Annotated in this window: 13 protein-coding genes; 6 read left to right on the top strand and 7 right to left on the bottom strand. The window is 69.3% G+C overall.

Going from position 1 to position 18,099, the window contains the following annotated elements; translation table 11 throughout:
- Positions 1–36 precede the first annotated feature (36 nt).
- Positions 37–1,452: a protein kinase domain-containing protein gene (locus WME97_RS22025; RefSeq protein ID WP_437554629.1), complete on the bottom strand. Its 1,416-nt coding sequence runs from the start codon at positions 1,450–1,452 to the stop codon at positions 37–39.
- 270 nt (positions 1,453–1,722) lie between these two features.
- Here WME97_RS22025 and WME97_RS22020 point away from each other — a divergent pair, with 270 nt between their 5' ends.
- A complete protein-coding gene (locus WME97_RS22020) occupies positions 1,723–2,523 on the top strand; it encodes a hypothetical protein (RefSeq protein ID WP_437554627.1) in 801 nt (266 codons plus the stop codon).
- An 83-nt stretch (positions 2,524–2,606) separates the two neighbouring features.
- Here the strand turns inward: WME97_RS22020 and WME97_RS22015 are convergent, their stop codons facing one another.
- Positions 2,607–4,013, bottom strand: coding sequence for a glycosyl hydrolase family 18 protein (locus tag WME97_RS22015; RefSeq protein ID WP_437554626.1), 1,407 nt, complete (start codon positions 4,011–4,013; stop codon positions 2,607–2,609).
- A 493-nt stretch (positions 4,014–4,506) separates the two neighbouring features.
- Positions 4,507–5,904 (bottom strand): sigma 54-interacting transcriptional regulator, encoded by a 1,398-nt coding sequence (locus WME97_RS22010; RefSeq protein ID WP_437554624.1) that lies wholly within the window; start codon positions 5,902–5,904, stop codon positions 4,507–4,509.
- A gap of 482 nt (positions 5,905–6,386) precedes the next feature.
- Here WME97_RS22010 and WME97_RS22005 point away from each other — a divergent pair, with 482 nt between their 5' ends.
- Positions 6,387–8,045 (top strand): cellulose binding domain-containing protein, encoded by a 1,659-nt coding sequence (locus WME97_RS22005; RefSeq protein WP_437554622.1) that lies wholly within the window; start codon positions 6,387–6,389, stop codon positions 8,043–8,045.
- Positions 8,046–8,348: 303 nt separating this feature from the next.
- Positions 8,349–9,308, top strand: coding sequence for a glycoside hydrolase family 11 protein (locus WME97_RS22000; RefSeq protein ID WP_437554620.1), 960 nt, complete (start codon positions 8,349–8,351; stop codon positions 9,306–9,308).
- 88 nt (positions 9,309–9,396) lie between these two features.
- Here the strand turns inward: WME97_RS22000 and WME97_RS21995 are convergent, their stop codons facing one another.
- Positions 9,397–10,197 (bottom strand): DeoR/GlpR family DNA-binding transcription regulator, encoded by an 801-nt coding sequence (locus tag WME97_RS21995; RefSeq protein ID WP_437554619.1) that lies wholly within the window; start codon positions 10,195–10,197, stop codon positions 9,397–9,399.
- Positions 10,198–10,387: 190 nt separating this feature from the next.
- Between WME97_RS21995 and WME97_RS21990 the strand changes: the two genes are divergently transcribed.
- The gene (locus WME97_RS21990) at positions 10,388–11,605 is read left to right on the top strand and encodes an MFS transporter (protein WP_437554617.1); all 1,218 of its coding nucleotides are present in this window, start codon (positions 10,388–10,390) and stop codon (positions 11,603–11,605) included.
- Positions 11,606–11,682: 77 nt separating this feature from the next.
- Here the strand turns inward: WME97_RS21990 and WME97_RS21985 are convergent, their stop codons facing one another.
- On the bottom strand, positions 11,683–12,312 hold the full coding sequence (locus tag WME97_RS21985; protein ID WP_437554615.1) for a class I SAM-dependent methyltransferase: 630 nt from the start codon (positions 12,310–12,312) through the stop codon (positions 11,683–11,685).
- 136 nt (positions 12,313–12,448) lie between these two features.
- Between WME97_RS21985 and WME97_RS21980 the strand changes: the two genes are divergently transcribed.
- A complete protein-coding gene (locus WME97_RS21980; RefSeq protein WP_437554613.1) occupies positions 12,449–13,714 on the top strand; it encodes a sulfotransferase family protein in 1,266 nt (421 codons plus the stop codon).
- A 30-nt stretch (positions 13,715–13,744) separates the two neighbouring features.
- Here WME97_RS21980 and WME97_RS21975 read toward each other — a convergent pair whose 3' ends face one another.
- On the bottom strand, positions 13,745–14,578 hold the full coding sequence (locus WME97_RS21975) for an alpha/beta fold hydrolase (RefSeq protein ID WP_437554611.1): 834 nt from the start codon (positions 14,576–14,578) through the stop codon (positions 13,745–13,747).
- 236 nt (positions 14,579–14,814) lie between these two features.
- Positions 14,815–16,854 (bottom strand): WD40 repeat domain-containing serine/threonine protein kinase, encoded by a 2,040-nt coding sequence (locus tag WME97_RS21970; RefSeq protein ID WP_437555459.1) that lies wholly within the window; start codon positions 16,852–16,854, stop codon positions 14,815–14,817.
- A 193-nt stretch (positions 16,855–17,047) separates the two neighbouring features.
- On the opposite strand from WME97_RS21970, the gene WME97_RS21965 reads away from it, so the two are divergent.
- Positions 17,048–17,962, top strand: coding sequence for an STAS domain-containing protein (locus tag WME97_RS21965; protein WP_437554609.1), 915 nt, complete (start codon positions 17,048–17,050; stop codon positions 17,960–17,962).
- Positions 17,963–18,099 lie beyond the last annotated feature (137 nt).

The following is an 18,099-nucleotide window of genomic DNA, read 5'->3' as shown; positions in this document are numbered from 1 at the left end:
GCTCCTGGCAAAGGAGTGTCCGCCCTGCCATCGTGCTCAGTCCGGCTTGTACAGCAGCTCAGGGCTCGGCTCCGCGGCCGACCGGGCTGGCGCGAGCCTGCGCCGTGAGCCGAGCGCTGGCGGCGGCGACGCGCTCGCCGCCCCCGTCGCGGGGGCGAGCGCGCGACTGCCCTTGCCCAGCGGCACGGAGGCCTCGGGAGCGGGCGTCGCGACGTCCGGCGTCGTGGCTGTCGCCGAGGCGTCGGGGAGAGGCGGCGTCGGATGGACTTCAGGGGGCGCGGAGGCGGGCGAGCGCGCGTCCCCCGCGGTCTGCGCGGGCTCCGCGCTCCTGCCGGCGGGGAGCGCGCCGCGGCTCAGCGAGGCGAAGGCGAAGGCGCCGCCGCCGAGGAGGACGAGCGCCGCGACGGGGATCGCGGCTCGGCTCCAGTGCTTCGTGGGGGGCAGCGCGGTCACCACGGCCGCGGTCGGGAGCTGGACGTCGCTCTGCAGCGACAAGGAGCGGGAGCTCAGGGGTGCATGTCCACTCGGCGTCTCCGCGGGGAGCAGGCGCGATGATCGCACCGGCGCGGCGGGCAGGTCGAAGACCTCGGCGAGCGCCTCGACCGCGGCCGAAGCGGTGGCGAAGCGCGCCTCGGGGGCGCGGGCCGTCACCTTGGCGAACCACGCGTCGAAGGCCGGAGGCAGCTTCACCCCCTCGGCGTCCGCGCGCGTGGACGCGAGCTCCTGCGGGCCGTTCACGGCGAGGGTCGCGAAAGCGAGCGCACTGTCGTACTTCCGCCTGTCGTTCAACCAGTACGCCTTGCCGACGAGGAGCGTGTACGCGATCATGCCGAGGGCGAAGATGTCAGCAGCCCGCGAGACCGACTCGCCGCTGAATTGCTCGGGCGCCATGTAGAGCGGCGTGCCGAGGACCGCGGTCGCCGCCGAGTCCGCCGCCGTCTCGACGACGAGCTTGGCAATGCCGAAGTCGAGCACCTTGATCCGGGGCGCCCCATCGTCGGTCTCGGCCAGGAAGAGGTTGGCAGGCTTGAGGTCGCGGTGGACGACCCCGGCGGCGTGTGTCTTGTCGAGGGCGATGGCGGTCTGGCGCAGGAAGGTGACGGCCTCTTCCGGCGGCAGGCGCCCGGCGTGGCGGAGGCGCTCGTCGAGCAGCGTGCCGCGGAGCAGCTCCATCACGAGGAACGGCTTGCCGGTCTCGGCGTCGATCCCGGCGTCGAACACCTCCACGATGTGATCGCTCTCGATGCGCGCGGCGACGCGCGCCTCCAGCTTGAACCGGGCCTGGAAATCGGGGTTGCCGGCGAGGTGCGAGTGCATCACTTTGAGCGCCCGCCGGCGCTCCGTCTCGATGTGCAGAACCTCGTAGACCGCGCCCATCGCGCCGCTGGCGATTCCGCGCACCACGCGGTACCTGCCAGCAAACAGCATCCCGTCGTCCAGACTCAGCGACATGGGTTCCACCAGCAGGCGAACTTATACACCAGCGTACGCGACGCCTGCACTCAGGAACTGACGGATCGAAGCGTATTTTACAGTGTTCCAGTAAAGATCTAGGGCACGCTCCGTCGGTCTGCGCCATCGCGCGGCGGAATGGCCGGTGGTCGCTCGCTGACTGATCGGTTACAGCCGAATGACTCGATGGGGGCATCATTCCATTTCGGCGGCCACCCTGATATCCTCCGCGACCAAAACCTCTCGAAATTTCACATGAAAATGAAGACGATGCTGGCTTTCGTTCGGTGCGCCGGCGGATGTGCCATGGCGCTGCTCGGGCTCGGATGCGCGCAGCTCTTCGGCTTCGACAAGATCTACGAGCCCGAGGACGTGAGCTCCGGAGGCGGTGGCGCAGCGGGCTCAGCGGCCGGGAGCGGCGGCGGTGCGGGGGATCCATGCGAGATCCTCGCGGTGCTGCCCGGGGAGACCCTCGCCCTGTCGATGATCGACGACATGGAAGACGGAGATACCCGGATCTCCGGAGGGAACGGGGCGAACCCTTGGGCAGGGTTCTGGTTCGAGGACAACGACGAGTCACCGGAAGGAAGGCAGGATCCTGCGAACCCCGCGGACCTCGTGAGCACCCTCGACCCTCCGCGCGGCGCCAGCGCCAAGGCCGTGCACACGAGCGCCGATGACGGCTTCCTCCTCTGGGGAGCCGGCGTCGGCTTCCATCTGGACGACGAGGCCTACTACGACGCGTCCGAGTACCGTGGCCTCACGTTCTGGGCCCGCGCCGAGGAGGGCTCCACCAGGAAAATGAAGGTGATGTTCATCGATCAGCAGACCTATCACCTGGGGGGCATCTGCAACGAGGCCGAGGACGGATGCAACAATCACTTCCACAAGCCCGTCATGCTGGAGAGCGACTGGAAGCACTTCAAGATCCCGGTGGAGTGCCTCAAGCAGGAGCCCTACGGTAAACAGTTGCTGGCGCCCGCCCTGGAGCGGCTCTGGGCCATCGAGTTCTTCTTCGACAAGGAGCAGGCGTTCGATATCTGGATCGACGACGTCGCCTTCTACCGATAGGCGCAGACCTCCTTCGATCGAGGGGAGCGCGCGCTGCCCGCGATCGGCGGGCGGAATCGCTGCGCGCTCCACGCGATCCCGCTTCAGTCCGTGACGAGAGGTCCCACGCCGTTGGCGAACTGCCACCCCTTGCTCTCGTCGATGTGGATCTCCCAGTTGAACACGCCGCGGAGCGCCGGGTGGTTGCTCTCGACTTGATTCCACGTGGGGATCGCCTCGTCGATCGACATGTAGTATTGCCGGTCCGCGAGCCCGAACCCCACGACGACGTGCGTCGGACCGAGCAGCGAGACCCACTCGTTCACGCTGTTCACGATGTAAGGCTGCTCGGCGAGGTCGGGGCCATCGTAGTACTGCGGGGCCGCGTAGTCCATGGCGCCGGCCTCCACCATCTCCTTGCAAAACGTCTTGTCGCGGGGGTTCCAGGGGGCCGGAGGCGCGGTGATGATGAAGCCGGGGATGCGCCGCTTCAGCTCCTGGCTGATCCAGATCATCTCGGAGGTGTCGGGGGCCTGATCGGCCTCGAAGGTGTTCCAGTCGAGGCCGTCGAACCCACCCAGCTTGTCATAGATCCCGATCACGCTGTTGACGAACGTCTCCGACTTCGCGCGCGTCGGGAAGCTCATACCATGTTTGGCGCCGCCGACGGTGAGGATGATCCTGCGACCCTGGGTCGTCCGTGCGTACTCGATGTCGGCGTTCAGGTACGTCGCTGCTTCCTTGCCATTACCCGGCGCATCCCAGTAGACGGCGCCCGTGGTGCCGGGCTGTCCTCCGACGGGCTTCGCGTGAAAGAGATAGATCACGTTGTAATTGCTGTTGATGTCCCGGATGCGGACGGGCGCGTCCGTCCAGTTGGGGTAGTAGCCAGCGACGACCTTTGCGGGGAGCCCAAAGCCCGCGCGGGGTCTGCCGTCGTCGCCGGGGCTGCCGCTGCAGTCGGAGTACGGCTCCCAGAAGTACGTGCTGACGGTCGGGATGTAGCCGGGATTGTCGTACTTGGCGATGTAGGCTGACCCCTCGTAATTCACGATGTCCCCCGCGGCATACGGCTGATCCTTTTGCCATTGCGGATAGCTGCACGAGCCCTCGGTGGGCTCGGGGCTGGAGCCCTCGGTGGGCTCGGAGCTGGAGCCCTCGGTGGGCTCGGAGCTGGAGCCCTCGGTGGGCTCGGAGCTGGAGCCCTCGGTGGGCTCGGAGCTGTCGCTGCAGCCGGAGTACGGCTCCCAGAAGTACGTGCTGACGGTCGGGATGAAGCCGGGATTGTCGTACTTGGCAATGTAGGCCGACCCCTCGTAATTCACGATGTCCCCCGCGGCATACGGCTGATCCTTCTGCCACTCCGGAAAGTCTGCGCACGCGGCGGATTCGTTCTGATCCACCTCGAGCTCCTCCGGCGAGCTGGAAGCAAGGCATCCGAGCCCGCTCGCGGTGAAGGCGACGAGGAGAAGTGAAAGCTTGGGAGCAATCCTGGAAAGATGGAGAGACATGGTGGCCTTTCTTCGACGAGAGATGAACGATCGCCGATGGTGGTCTCGCCGAACACAGCATTGCCATGCTGCGATCCGGCGCCGCTGGGCCGTGACTCGCCGCTGGGCTCGACCTCGATCACCACCCGTTGATGGGGACATCGTGGTACCGAGCGCGGCCGGGTCGTCGTGGCCCGATGCAACTGCGCTGCTGCTGCTGCGCTGCTGCTTCAGGGAAGAGCAAGCGATGTACCAGTCGTGATCATGGCCCCGACGATGGGCGCGCGGCGTCGGGGCAGCCCGTCGCTGACCTCTTCCTGGAGCCGAAGCGCGGCGATCGCGCCCGGCAAGCCGGGGGCGCGCGTGGGCGATCGGGGAGATCGCACCGCGATCGCCTCGATCGCGAGCGTGGGAACTCCTGGATCGCCCCCGGCGATCCGGCGCTCTCGGGCCGCCTGGAGCTAGCCCGCGGCCTGTCGCGCGCCTATCGTCCCGCGCGCCGGCGCCGCGGGCGTCAGGTGGAGCGCCGGGCGCGCAGGATCTGGAAGTACCGCCGCGCGATGCCCGACGCGGCCGCCGCGTTGCTGACGTTGCCCCCGTGCTGCGCGAGGACGCGCTGCACGTAGCGCCGCTCGAAGTGATCGACGATCCGCTCCCGCGCGCGCGGCAGGGGCAGGTTCAGCGCGAGGATCTCCTCGACGATGTCGCCGGATGTCCCGGGCTCTGCGCCGCCGCGCGTGGAGGGCGGCGCCGGCGCGCCCGGGGAGGCCAGTCCGGCCCGGGTGATCTCGATCGGCGCGGCGTCTCCGAGCGCCACGCGCCGCGCCACGGCGTTGTAGAGCTCGCGCACGTTGCCCGGCCAGTCGTAGTCTTCCAGCCGCTCGCCGAACCCCTGCGGGAAGAGCGCGCCCCGGCCCGCGAGCTGCCGAAAGAAGTGATGCGCGAGCACCGTGACGTCGCCCCGCCGCTTGCGCAGCGGCGGCAGCTCGATCCGGGCCACCGCGAGCCGGAAAAACAGATCGTCCCGGAACCGACCCGCCTGGATCTCCCGCTCGAGATCGCGCCGCGTCGCCGCGAGCACCCGGATGTCCACGCGGATCCAGCGGTTCGAGCCGACGCGCTGCACCTCCGACCGCTGGATCGCGCGCAGCAGCTTGGCCTGCAGGCTGAGGTCGAGATCGCCGATCTCGTCGAGCAGCAGGGTGCCGCCGTGCGCCTCCTCGAAGACGCCGCGGCGTGCCTCGTTCGCGCCTGTGAAGGCGCCGCGCTCGTGCCCGAAGAGCGCCGACTCCACGAGCGTCGGCGGCACCGCGGTGCAGTCGAAGACCACGAACGGCCCGGCCGCCCGCGGCCCCTGCTCGTGGAGCGCCTCCGCGAGCACCTCCTTGCCGGTCCCTGTCTCGCCCTCGATGACGACGGGGACGCTCGAGGCCGCGATGCGCTCGCACAGCGGATAGAGCCGCCGCATCTCCTCGCTGGCGCCGAGGAGCCTGCCGAACTGCACGGCGGGCGACAGCTCGGCCGCCTGCATGACCCCGAGCGCCTCGACGCGGAGCACGGTCTCGCCGATCCGGACGAGCTCGCTGCCCTGGAGGTACGCGTCGCCGACGCGGATCCCCTGGACGAAGGTGCCGTTCGTCGATCCGAGATCGGTGACGCGGAGCCGGGCGCCGGCGAGCTCGAAGGCGGCGTGGCGGCGCGAAACGAGCCGATCGGTGAGGGAGATGTCGCAGGCGGGGCTCGTGCCGGCGAGAACGCGCGAGGGCAGCCCCGGCGCCACCGTGAACCGGCGGCCCTCGTCCGGGCCCGCCATGACGGAGAGGGCGAAGCTCTCGGCCGCGGCCGCGGCGGGGCGCACCGGCCCGGGCAGGAGTTCGGTGGAGGCGGCATCGTCGTCGCTCAGCGGAGGCATGCTGCCATCTCAGCAGGCCTCCGCGCCGACGTCACGCGAGGCCCATCGCACCCCAAGGATCGCCGGGATCCCAAGGATCGCCGGGATCGCCCTCGTACGCACTCCCGGCAATGCTCCGTTGAGCCTGTCGCTTCGAAGCCCGATTCGGGGTTGCTCAGCGCTGGCACGCACCGTGCTTGAACGTCCTTGAAGGCGGCCGTCGCGCCCAGACCGGGCGACGGCGGATCGGCCCGCGAGACGATCCGCACGCTCCACGGAGCGCAGGAGTGCGGCGGCAGGAGTCCTCCGCAGGTGCAGTCTCGGATCGACAACCACAGCGGGCGCCGCTCGACACGAGGCTCGGAGTCGACCGCGGCTCGGCGATGTCGCGCGATGCGGGCGTGAAAGGAGCACGATTGACAATCATGAACTCGAGATATCTACATGCTGTCGAGCAGATGAGACGGACTGGCCGGCGCACACGTGTGACGCTCCTCGAAGGGATGGCCGATTTCTTGCGGGCTCGTGCCCTCCGCCTCGCGTGCTTGGGCATCTTCGTCGCGCTCTCGACTTGCGGTCACTCGAGCGGTAGTTCCGCCGGGACGAGCGACTTTACCGTTCAGTACCGCAACTATGACGCCGCCGCGCCGAACGACACCATCATCGAGGCCGGGATAAAAATCCGCAACAACACCGCTGCCCCGATACCGCTGAGCAGCATCGTCCTGCGCTACTGGTTCACGAAGAACGGCGCGACGACGGTGACCCCGGCGTGCTGGTGGTGGAGCTCGGACTGCAGCCGAATCACGCTGACAACCGGGACGGTGTCCTATACAGGCGCCGATCGTTACGTGCAGATCGGCTTCACCAGCGCCGCCGGGAGCTTGGCTGCGGGGGCGACGACCCAGCCGATCGACCTCGGGATCGAGTTCGACACGAACGTTGCCGAGACCGACGATTACTCGTATGGAAACCAGACGGCCTTCTCCAACTTTGGCCGTATCACCGTGCACGACGCCGGCTCCGCGCCCACGGGCGGCCTGCGCAGCGGTACGCCGCCGAGCGGCAGCGTGTCGCCGCCTCCGGCGCCGATCTCCCTGACGGCCACGGCGTCGAGCGCGAGCGCGATCTCCCTGAGCTGGGCGGCGAGCAGCGGTGCGACGAGCTATGATGTCTACCGATCGACCACGTCGGGTTTCACGCCTGGCACGGGAAACCAGATCGCCAGCGGCGTGACCTCTACCGGCTATGACAGCACCGGCCTGGCCGCGTCGACCACCTACTATTACAAAGTCACGGCCCTGAATGCGGGCGGCGCGTCTGCCGCCTCCAATCAGGCGAGCGCGACGACCCAGGTCGGCAGCGCGGTCACGGCCGAGTTCTTCGACGACTTCAGCTACAACGGGACCAGCGACGCCAACTTCAAGAGCTGGTGGTCGCTGCGGAGCTGGTCGGGGGCGCCAGGGGTGAGCGACGCGGCGTGGCTGGAATCCAACGTTTCGCTGGTCGCTGACCCGCAGAGCTCCACGAACAAGCTGATGCGCCTCAAGGCGAGCACGAGCGGCACCGGAGCGACCACCTCGCAGGCCGAGGTGATCACCCATGCCCAGAAGTTCCGCTTCGGCACCTACGCTGCCAGGGTCAAGTTCAACGACACCCCGCTGTCCGGCGCGCGTTTTTACGCCGACAAGCCCGTCGAGACCTTCTTCACCTTGACCGAGTGGGCCGCCGGCGACCCGGACTACTCGGAGCAGGATTTCGAGTACATGCCCAACGGCGGTTGGGGCCAGGACAACACGAGCACGATGTGGCTGACGTCGTGGGAGACGTCGGACGTGAACCTCTCGAGCTTGGTCTCCGCGAACTTCAACGGCTTTCACACGCTCGTCCTCCAGGTTACCAGCACGTCCATCAGCTATTACATCGATGGGGTGCATCGCGCGACGCACGGCTCCATGTACGCTCCAGAGGTGGATCAATTCATCTTTTTCAACCTCTGGTACGATGAGCTCGATGCGGCAAAGGGCAGCTCGCGGACGTACCACGAGGATGTCGACTGGGTGTACTTCGCCGAGGACGCGATCCTGTCGTCCGCCGAGGTCGACGTGAAGATAGCTAACTTCCGCTCTTCGTCGATTTCCCGGCGAGACACGGTGCCTTAGAGCGGAGAGCACTCTCTTCGGACACAGGCCCACCTCGGCGTGCGACATATCACCGCGCCACGATGGATGCTTCGTGGAGGGCACGCCGTCGACCTTCAGCCCTCCCGCGTCGAGCAGCGCATGGCACGGGATGTTCGCGCGGGTCTGGAAACTTCTGCCCGATGCGGCGACCCGACGACGAGCTGCCCTTCCAGCGGTTCGCCTCCCTTGATCATCCTGTGCATCCCCTGGCATGCTCCAACCATGAAGGTTCTCGCTCCGTCGCGTTGGTCGCTGGGTACTTTTGCCGCTTGCCTCGCTGCCGTGGCTTTCACGGGCTGTTCCGGCTCCGGGGAGGGGAAGGAAGACGACGGGAGCGGCGGATCGATCGCAGGATCCACCAGCGGGAGCGGAGGCGGTGGTCAACCGGGCGCCGGGGGCGCGGGCGCTACTTCCGGAGGCGTCACGGGGAGCGGCGGCGCGAGCAGCAGCAGCAGCAGCAGCAGCGGGCTCCCTGGTGCGGGCGGAGCGACGGGTGGAGGTGGCTCCCCCGGCGACGGCGGCGGGTCCACCGGCGAAGGCGGGTCCACGGGCAGCGGCGCGACCACCTGCCCGTCGGCGACACCGCTGACCGGAGGCAGGGAGTATTGCTCGAACAGCAAAGGCAATGCGGGCAATGGTTACGGTTATGAGCTCTGGGCGGAGGGAAGCGGGACGGGCTGCATGACCGTGCACGGCGTCGACGCCGCGTTCAGCGCGGAATGGAGCAACGTCGAGGATTTCCTTGCGCGCGTCGGGCTCGACTTCAACCAGACCCGGAAGCACGCCCAGATCGGCACCTTCTCGGCGGAGTTCGCGCATACCAAGACGGAGGAGGACGGCGGCTTGACGTACATCGGTATCTACGGCTGGACCGTCAACCCGCTGCGCGAGTTCTACATCCTCGACGACTGGGGGAGCGTGAAGCCGGCAGGGTTTTCTTCCGACGGGACGCCGCGCGACGAGGTTGGCACGCTCACCGCCGATGGCGAGACCTATGACGTCTGGAAGAAGACCCGCGTGAACAAGCCGGCCATCACGGGGGATAGCGAGACGTTCGATCAGTATTTCAGCATCCGGCGGACGGCTCGCACGTGCGGCACGATCTCCGTTTCCGAACACTTCACCAAATGGGAAGCGCTCGGCCTTCCCCTGGGGAACCTGCACGAGGTCAAGCTGCTGGTCGAGTCCCAGAACAACAGCGGGACAGTCAAGTTCACGACGGCGAAGGTCGTCGTGAAATAAGCGAGGGCGTCCAGGCACCTCGAGATCGGCACGGCCAGCGCGAGCCTGCGCCTCCTGGACGTCGTGGCAGGCTCTCTGACCGGCTGGTTCAGGCGGGCTCGGCCTCGAGGTCCTGCGTGACGGTGACGCCGGCAGCCCGGTAGGGCGCGAGCGCCTCCTTCGACACGCCGCGCTCGGTGAAGAGCCACGTGAGCTCGCTCAGCGGCGCGACCACGTACGGCGACACGGTGCCCAGCTTGTCCGCGGTCACCAGCGCGACGACCTCGGCCGAGGCCTCCACCATCGCCCGCTTCACGTACGACTCGTCCAGATCCAGCGTGGTGACGCCGAACGTGGGATCGAGCGTGCACACCCCCAGGTAGCAGAGGTCCGCCCGGATCTGGCGCACCCCCGCGATGGTCACCCCGTCGGCGGCGGCCAGCGGGTCCTTGCGCACGCGCCCGCCCAGCAGGACCACCTCCACCCGCGGGTGCTCCGAGAGCGCGATGGCGACAGGAGGGCTGTTGGTCACGACCGTCGCCTCGAGATCGCGCGGGAGGTGGCGCGCCACAGCCACGTTGGTCGTCCCGCTGTCGATGAACACGACCTGACCCCGCTTGATCAAGGTCGCCGCGGCCCGCGCGAGCTCCTCCTTGGCCTTCGGCCGCTCCCGCTCGCGCGCAGGGAAGCTCGGGTTCACCCGCGAGACCGGAAGGCCGCCGCCGTGAACCCGCTGCAAGAGCCCCTCGTTCGCCATCTCGCGCAGATCGCGCCGGATCGTGTCCTCCGAGACCCCGAAGGCACGGCTCAGCTCTGCCGCCACCACCTTCCCGTCACGTTCCAGTACCGCGAGAATATGCTGGCGCCGCTCGGCCACCATCAGGCCGGAGGTGTCTGCGTTGTTTTGCACGGTTGTTCCTGTTTGTGCACGAAGTTGCTTGCTCCGGTCCAATCCGGCCCCAAGATCTTTCCCTGATGTTCACGAAAATGCACGAACCTTCCGGGGAGCCTCCAACTTTGACCGCCGTCCTCTGGACGGCCTTCCCCGGGCCGCGGCTGTGCGCCAGCGGCTCGCCTGGTCCTGCGCGGGGGGTGCTGTGATGGGCGCCTCCCTCTCGCTCGTTGACGACGTCTCGCGCGCTCGCCGCGCCGTCTCGGTCATGTTCGTGGCGAACGGCATCGCCTTCGCGTCCTGGGCCGCGCGTGTCCCTGCGGTCCGCGAGCGGCTCGGGCTGCGCGACGGCCTGCTCGGCCTCGCTCTCCTCGGCCTCGCCTGCGGCGCGATGCTCGCCTTCCGCGCCGCCGGGCCGCTCGTCGCCCGCTTCGGGAGCCGGCGCATCACCCGGGTCTCGGCCCTGCTCCTGTGCGCGGCGCTGCCCCTGCCCGCGCTCGCCCCTTCCTTCGCCGCGCTCGTCGCGGCCCTCCTGCTGCTCGGCGTGTGCAACGGCCTCATGGACGTCGCGATGAACGCGCAGGCCGTCGAGGTCGAGCGGCGCTCCGGTCGGCCCATCCTCGCCTCGGTCCACGGCATGTTCAGCCTCGGCGGGCTGATCGGGGCGGCCCTTGGCGCGCTCGCGGCCGACCGGGCGCTGTCGCCCGCGGCGCACCTCGCCGCCGTCGCCGCCGTCCTCGCCGCGGCCGTCGCGCGCGAGGGCAGGGCGCTCTCGGCCGACGCGTGCCCCGAGCCCGCGACCGCGGCCGGCCCCGGGACCGCACGCTCGACAGGGCTCCTCCTGCTCGGCCTCGTCGCGTTCTGCTCGTCCGTGGGTGAGGGCGCGATGGCCAACTGGTCGGCCGTCTACCTCCGCGACGAGCTCCACACCACCGCGGCCTTCGCGGCGACCGGCTACGCCGCGTTCTCGCTGGCGATGCTCCTCGGGCGGTTCTCCGGGGACGGGCTGACGCAGCGCTTCGGCGCCGATCGGGTCGTGCGCGCGGCCGGGGTCGTTGTCGCGGGCGGGCTCGGCGCGGCGCTGCTCGCCAACGCCCCCGTCGCCATGCTGCTGGGGTTCGGGTGCGTGGGCGCCGGACTGTCCGTCGTGGTGCCGCTGGTCTTCCGCGCCGGAGCGAGCGCCCCCGGCGTCGCGCCCGGCAAGGCGCTGGCGACGCTCGCCACCCTGTCGTACGGCGGCTTTCTCGTCGGCCCTCCGGCCATCGGCCTTGTCTCCGATCGCCTCACCTTGCGCGGCGGCCTCGCCCTCGTCGTGGCGCTGGCCCTCGTGATCGTCGCGCTGGGTCCGGCGGTCATCCGCGGGCCCGCGCCCCGCGCTTCCGCCGCCCGCACGCCCGCGCGCCCGCAGGTGATCAGAGCGCACTGATCGCGGGCGCCCGCGCGTCTCCGCCCGCTTCGGGGCGATTGACCGCAAGCTGACTGCAAGCTGCTCGCGCCGAGGGCTCAGCGCTTGCGCCACACCGTCGCCAGCCACGGCTGCTGCTCGCGCGGCCGGCCCGCCGGTCGATAGTAGTGCTCGATCTCCTCGAACCCGGCGGCGGTCACGTGCTCTCGCCACCGCTCGAGCGACCAATAACAGCCGTACCGGTCGCCCGACCACCCCTCCCGATCGTCGCCGCGCGGGTTCGAGCTGAACAGGACGCCGCGCGGGCGGAGCGCGGCGTGGAGCTCGCGGAGCACGCGCGGCAGCTCCTTGCTCGGCACGTGGAACAGCGACGCGTTGGCGAATATCCCGTCGAAGCGCCCGGCCTCGAGGTCGAGGCGCAGGAAGTCCTGGTGGAGCACCTCGCAGCCCGCGTGCCGCCGCGCCATCTCGACGAACCGCGCGGACCCGTCGAGGCCGACAGGGTTGTGCCCCGCGGCCCGGAACGCCGCGAGATCGCGCCCGGGGCCGCAGCCGAGATCGAGGATCGTGAACGGGCCCGCCCCCTCCAGGGCCGCGAGCAGCGCGGCGCGGTTCTGCGAGACGTCGTGATCGCGCGTGCCCTCCCAGAACGACAGGGCGTGATCGTCGTAGTGAGCCAGGGTCTTCTCGGTGAGCGCGGAGTGCCGGGGGGCGCTGTCGTCGTGCATGGCGGCAGTGTGGGCCCGGAGCGCCCGGCCGAAAAGGATCGGATGCGCTCGTGGTGCAGCCGCCGCGTGGCCCGCGTGCGCCCGCCCGTTCGGCGCTATCCCTCCGTGCCGCGCGCGCCTACCCTGAGGGCGGCGCATGCACGGACCCACCCGATCGACCCCTCATCCGTACCGCGTGTCGATGCCGTTCCGCGCGCTCAACGCGGTGGGGGCGCGGATGGGGCGATCGGCCCTGCGCGCGCTCGCTCCCCTGGACGTCGATGCCCTGTTCGAGCGCGCCCGGCGGCACACGGGCCTGACCGATCCCGGCGAGGGCTGGTTCTGGGAGGGGCTGCGGGTCCTCTCCGCCTCGCTCGAGGACGAGGCCGATCTGGCCCTGCTCGGGAGGCTCGGCTTCGGCGACGAGATCGAGCGGCAGATCGCGAATCGCCTGCTGCTGCGGGAGGACGTGCGGCGCGAGCCGCGGATCACCGAGCAGCGCACGCCGCGCCCGGTCTTCATCGTCGGCTATCCGCGGACCGGCACGACGCTGCTGCACAACCTGATGATCCTGCACCCGGACGCGCACGCGCCGCGCTTCTGGCGGCTCCAGGCGCCGTCGCCGCCGGTCCATCCCGAGGACGAGGCCCGCGACCCCCGGCGCGCGGCGGCGAGGCGCCGCGTCCGCTTGGCGCACGCCGTCTGTCCGATCTTTGCCACCATCCACGAGCTCTCCGCGGACGGCCCGGAAGAGTGCGTGTTCCTGATGCAGAACACCCTTCTCCCCTGTGTCCGCGCCGAGACGCCGTCGTACCGGAGGTGGGCGCTCGCGCAGGACCTCGTCCCGGACTACCAGCATCACCGCCGCCAGCTGCAGGTCTTGCAATGGGGGCGCCCCGAGGGGCGCTGGGTGCTCAAGTCTCCCTTCCACCTTCCGGCGATCGCCGCGCTCCTGCAGGTGTATCCGGACGCGTGCATCGTGATGACGCACCGGGATCCGCTCCGGGTCGTCCCGTCGTTCTGCAGCCTCGCCGCGGCCGCGCGCGCGATGCACCAGCGGCGGGTCGAGCCGCGCGCTGTCGGCCCGGGGGCCCTCGAGCTGCTCGGCGCCATGATGGACCGCTTCCTCGAGGCCCGCGCGCGGCTCGACCCGGCGCGGTTCTTCGACGCGAGCTACGAGGAGCTGACCGCGGATCCCGCCGGGCTGGTACGGCGCATCCACGAGCGCTTCGGCCTCGGGTTCGACGGCGCTGTCGCCGCGCGGATCGAGGGGTGGATGCGCGAGCACCCGCAGCACCGCTGCGGGGTCCATCGCTACGCCCTCGACGACTTCGGGCTCACCGAGCGGGAGGTGCTGGACCGGTTCGGCGGCTACCGGGAGCGGTTCGGCGAGCTCGCCGCGGGGAAGCGAGGGCGGAGCTGAGCCGGAGAGCGGGAGCGCCGTATCCCGGGCTCAGGCGGCGTCCAGCCAGGCCTCGAGCTCGGCGGCGAACGCCGCCGGCGCGTCGAGCATCAGCCAGTGGCTGGTCTCCGGCAGCACGACGGCCGTCAGCGCGGGCCTCAGCGCGTGCAGGCTTTGCGGCCATGCGTTCGAGGGGGCGAGGATGGCGTGGGCGCGGGCGCCCGGAGCGGCGAGGTAGCGGTCCAGCGCGTTCACCGCCTCGAACTCCAGCAAATGCCGGGACATGCCGAGCATCCGGTCGTGCGGCGTGGCGGCGACGCGCGCCAGCACCGTCTCCCGGGTCGCGGGCGTGCTGCCCGCGAGCGCCTCGCTGAAGGTGGCAACGGCGGTGTCACGCCAGCCGTCCGCCGCGAGGGCGGCGAGGTAGGGCGGGAAGTGCTGCGCCTGGACCTCCGCCGGGATCTGCGTGAAATCCCGGGGCGGGTCTGCGAGCAGGAGGCGCGCGACCCGCTCCGGATGCTCGGCCGCGACGGCGAGCGCCACGAGCGCGCCGTAGCTGTGGCCGACGAGCGCCACGCGGGGGAGCGCCAGGGCGTCGAGGACCGCGAGCACGTCGGCCGCGCACGCGGAGGGAGCGTAGTCCGCGTCGGGCGGGGGCTCCGACGCGCCGTGCCCCCGGAGGTCGATGGCCACCGCGCGCCGCCGGCCGGCGACGTGCGCGAGCGGCGCCTCCCAGAAGCCGGCGTGGCTGACCATGCCGTGCACGAGCACGACCGGCGGCGCCTCGCGCGATGAACCGGCGCCTGCGTCAGGGCGAGGGACGGCGGCTGGATGATCGACGATGTGGAGCGCGCCCGCAGGGCCCGCGACGGTCAGGGAACGCATGTGCGTCTGCTACCTCGGTGTGTGTGGCCGCGTGAAGGAGCCGTGTTGCGCTGCGAGCGGGGAGCGTAGGCGAGGCGCTCTACCGGAGCAAGGCGGCGCTCGTCGCTGCGCTTCCCGGCTCCGTCGGCGAGCACGAGGAACATGGAGTCGTTATTGCGCGAGATCACGCCCGCAGGATGGCGGGACAGCGACATCCGCAAGCCGCAGGCGTGCTCCGGCAAGAACCCGGTTTGCTGCTAACCGATGGTCTTCGAGAAGCTAAAGACGCGCACCACACCGTCGTCGGACGCCGACGCGAGGCGCTCGCCGTGAAGGCTCAAGGCGACGCTTTCGACCGCTCCTCCGTGCCTGGGAAGCACTCGAAGCGGCTTGCCGGTCGCGACGTTCCAGAGTCGAACGCTGCGATCGGATGAGCCCGAGGCGAGCACGCCGCCACGCCAGCCGAAGGCCACGGAGACGACGCGCTGACCATGGCCCTCAAGGACCCTCACCGGCTGTTCATATTTGCCTATTTCCCAGATGCGAATCGTGCTGTCGCCGCAGCCTGCCGCCAGGAAGGCGCCGTCCGGCGAGAAGGCCACGCTCCGCACTCCACCTGGAGAGCCGCGAAGGACCCGGAGCGGCCGGAGGCTTTGATCCCACAGGCGAATGGTCGAGTCGTTCGAGGAGGACGCAAGAACGGTACCATTCGGACTGAAGGCCACGCTTCGAACGCGGTCGGAGTGCTCCTTGCCGGTGAACATCAGCTCGCCGGTGGAGATGTTCCAGAGCCGGACCGTCTTGTCGTCGGAGCAGGAGGCGAGCTGCTGTCCTGTCGGGCTCGTCGCGACGCAGCGGACGGATGTAGCGTGGCCTTGGAGGGTTCTTTCGGTCGCGCCGTTCTTGGAGTCGAGTGCGCGAATGTTGCCGTCGCTGCATCCGAGGAAAATCGCTGTTTGGCTTTGCGCTCTGGCGAAGCAGAGCGGGCGCGCGAGATGTTGGCGCCACCACCGCCAGCGCCTCGCCTCGAGCTCCCAGCACATCACCAGGCCTAGCGAGAAGCCGCCATAGAGCGTGAGACCACGCGAGCCAAGCTTGACGGCGCTGGGCTTGATGCCCGGTATCGACAGCGAGAGCACCCTGGCGTCTTCCCATGGTTCGTCGGTGATCTGGATTTGCGACACGTCCGCGCCGGGCGTGACGTCGCGCTCCGGCCGCTCACCTCCGCTCGATGGACTCGAGGGACGGGAAAAGAGCCTGCGGAGCACCGCCGCGTCGAACGCAGCTTCTTTTCCTGCATGCCCACGTGCCTCGGCAGCTCCACGGGCGCCCTCTGCGCGCGCTACGTCCTGGAGGGGCCTGGCAGGCGCGGCTCTTTGCGCCGGTCGCACGGGCTCATCGGGCCGTGACGCGGGCGCGGTATCATCAAATGCCGCCGATGGTGCGGGCATCGTGCTTCGTTGCGCGGACGTCGCGAACGCCTGAGCCATTTGGGTCGCCGACTCGAACCGCTGTGCGGCGTCACACTGGAGGGCCCGCGTCATCCACGCGTCTACCCCCGTGGGCAGGTCGGCGCGGAGCGCGCTTGGCATCGGGAACTCCCCGGCGCAGACCGACCGCGCCAGCGCCAGGAATGTGTCGCCCACGAAGGGAGCTCGTCCCGTCAACGCTTCGTAGGCGACGACGGACAGGGCCCACAGATCCGTCCGGTGGTCGACGTGCTTGGGCGCGCTGAACTGCTCTGGGCTCATGTAGAGCGGCGTCCCCAGCGTCCTTCCGGTCGACGTCATGCCCATGACGTCGGGGTGCACATGCTTCGCGATCCCGAAATCGAGCACCTTGACGAACGGTTCTCCGCCTTCGTCGACCAGGAACAGGTTGTCTGGCTTGATGTCGCGGTGCACGATGCCCAGCTGGTGAGCCCGGCCGAGCGCCTTGGCCGTCTGCTCGACGAGGCGCACCACCTGCTCGATCGGCAGCTGCCCATGCCGCTTCAGCCGCTGGCGCAGCGTTTCCCCTTCGAGCAGCTCCATCACGATGAACGGCTCCCCCTCGGGGGTGACTCCGTGGTCGAACACCTGCGTCACGTGCGGGCTCCTGAGCCGCGCTGCCGCCTGCGCTTCCCGCTGGAAGCGCACCGTGAACTCCGGCCGCTGCACATACTCCCGCGCCATCAGCTTCACCGCGACCTGCGTCCCGAGCGCCAGGTGCTCTGCCACCCACACGCACCCCATCGCCCCCTCTCCCAGGGGGCGCACCAGCCGGATCGTCGGGGTTACATGCTGTCCCGCCTGCATCGCTTGATCTCCGACCAGGTTGCTCGCGCTAGCTCTTGTCCGACCGGCCCCAATCGTACTACATCTTCCGTGGTGGTGTCTATTGGATGGCAGCCTCTGCCGTGCAGTACCGTTCTCAGCTGGCGGCTCGTCGTGACACGGCGAGCGAGCGGGTGCGCGTAGGGTTCCTGGCCGATTGAGAAGGTTAGGTGGCATGAACAAGGTGGAGACGGCGCTCACGGAGACGGTCGCGGATCCCGAGCGCGCACGACGAGAGCTCGAGGAGCGAGGCAGAGAGATCGACTGCCTTCACGCGATCTTGAATCCCGACATCACCGAGAAGGCCTCGCTCGAGGAGCTGTTCCAGCACACTGTGGATCTCGTCCCGCTCGCATTTGGCGACCCAGAGGCGACATCCGCCCGCGCGAAGATCGGCGAGCGCGCGTTTCTCACGAAGAGTTTCCGCGAGACGGCCTGGGTGCTCGCGCAGGACATCGTCCTGCAAGGGCAGGCGATTGGCGCGGTGGAGGTCCATTGCCGCGAGGAGCATTCACTGGCAGGGGGTGACGCCTTCTCGAAGGGAAAGCGATATTTCCTCGAGATCGTAGCTGCGCGTCTCGGCGAGCTGGTCCGCCGCGGCCTGGCGGAGGATGCGCAGCGCAGAGAAGAGGCGGAACTCAGGGAACGCTTGGAGTATACTGAGCGGCAGCTGCAGGCCGTCCGCTCGTCCTCGTTGCCGGTGCTGGAGGTCTGGGACAAGGTGCTGATGGTGCCTGTCTTCGGCTCGCTTGATTTGGAACGGGTGGCGGAGCTCATGGACCGCTTGCTTCCGGCCATCTCGAGCAAGCGTGCGCGATTTGTGATAATCGATGTTGGTGGCGTGGAGTCGATTGATACAGCGAGCGTCGGTCAGTTGTACCGACTCGCTGCGTCGGTGCGTATGCTCGGCGCATCGTATATCCTTGCTGGAATCAAGCCGGAGGTGGCGCAGACTTTGGTTTCTCTTGATGTGGATCTTGCGGAGATAAAGTCGTGCGCTAGCTTGTGCGACGGACTGCGGGAATGTCTGCGGCAAATGGGGGTAGCGCGAGTCACGGGAATGCTTGTGGCGTCGATCTTTCGAATGTAGATCGTGGATCGTTCGTGGGCGGACGCGCGATGCGGACGTGTCTGCAGAACGCACCGGCGCTCCGCGCGGGGCGGGTCGGGCTGGGGCCGGGCGGCTCGGCAGGCTCCTCCCATCCACCCAGACGCGAGCCTGCCTGT

Origin of the sequence: Sorangium sp. So ce367 (genome assembly GCF_051520455.1) — a bacterium.
Taxonomy (GTDB): domain Bacteria; phylum Myxococcota_A; class Polyangia; order Polyangiales; family Polyangiaceae; genus Sorangium; species Sorangium cellulosum_B.
The sequence above is the reverse complement of the archived record's forward strand: the minus strand, read 5'-3'. Positions and strand labels throughout refer to the sequence as shown.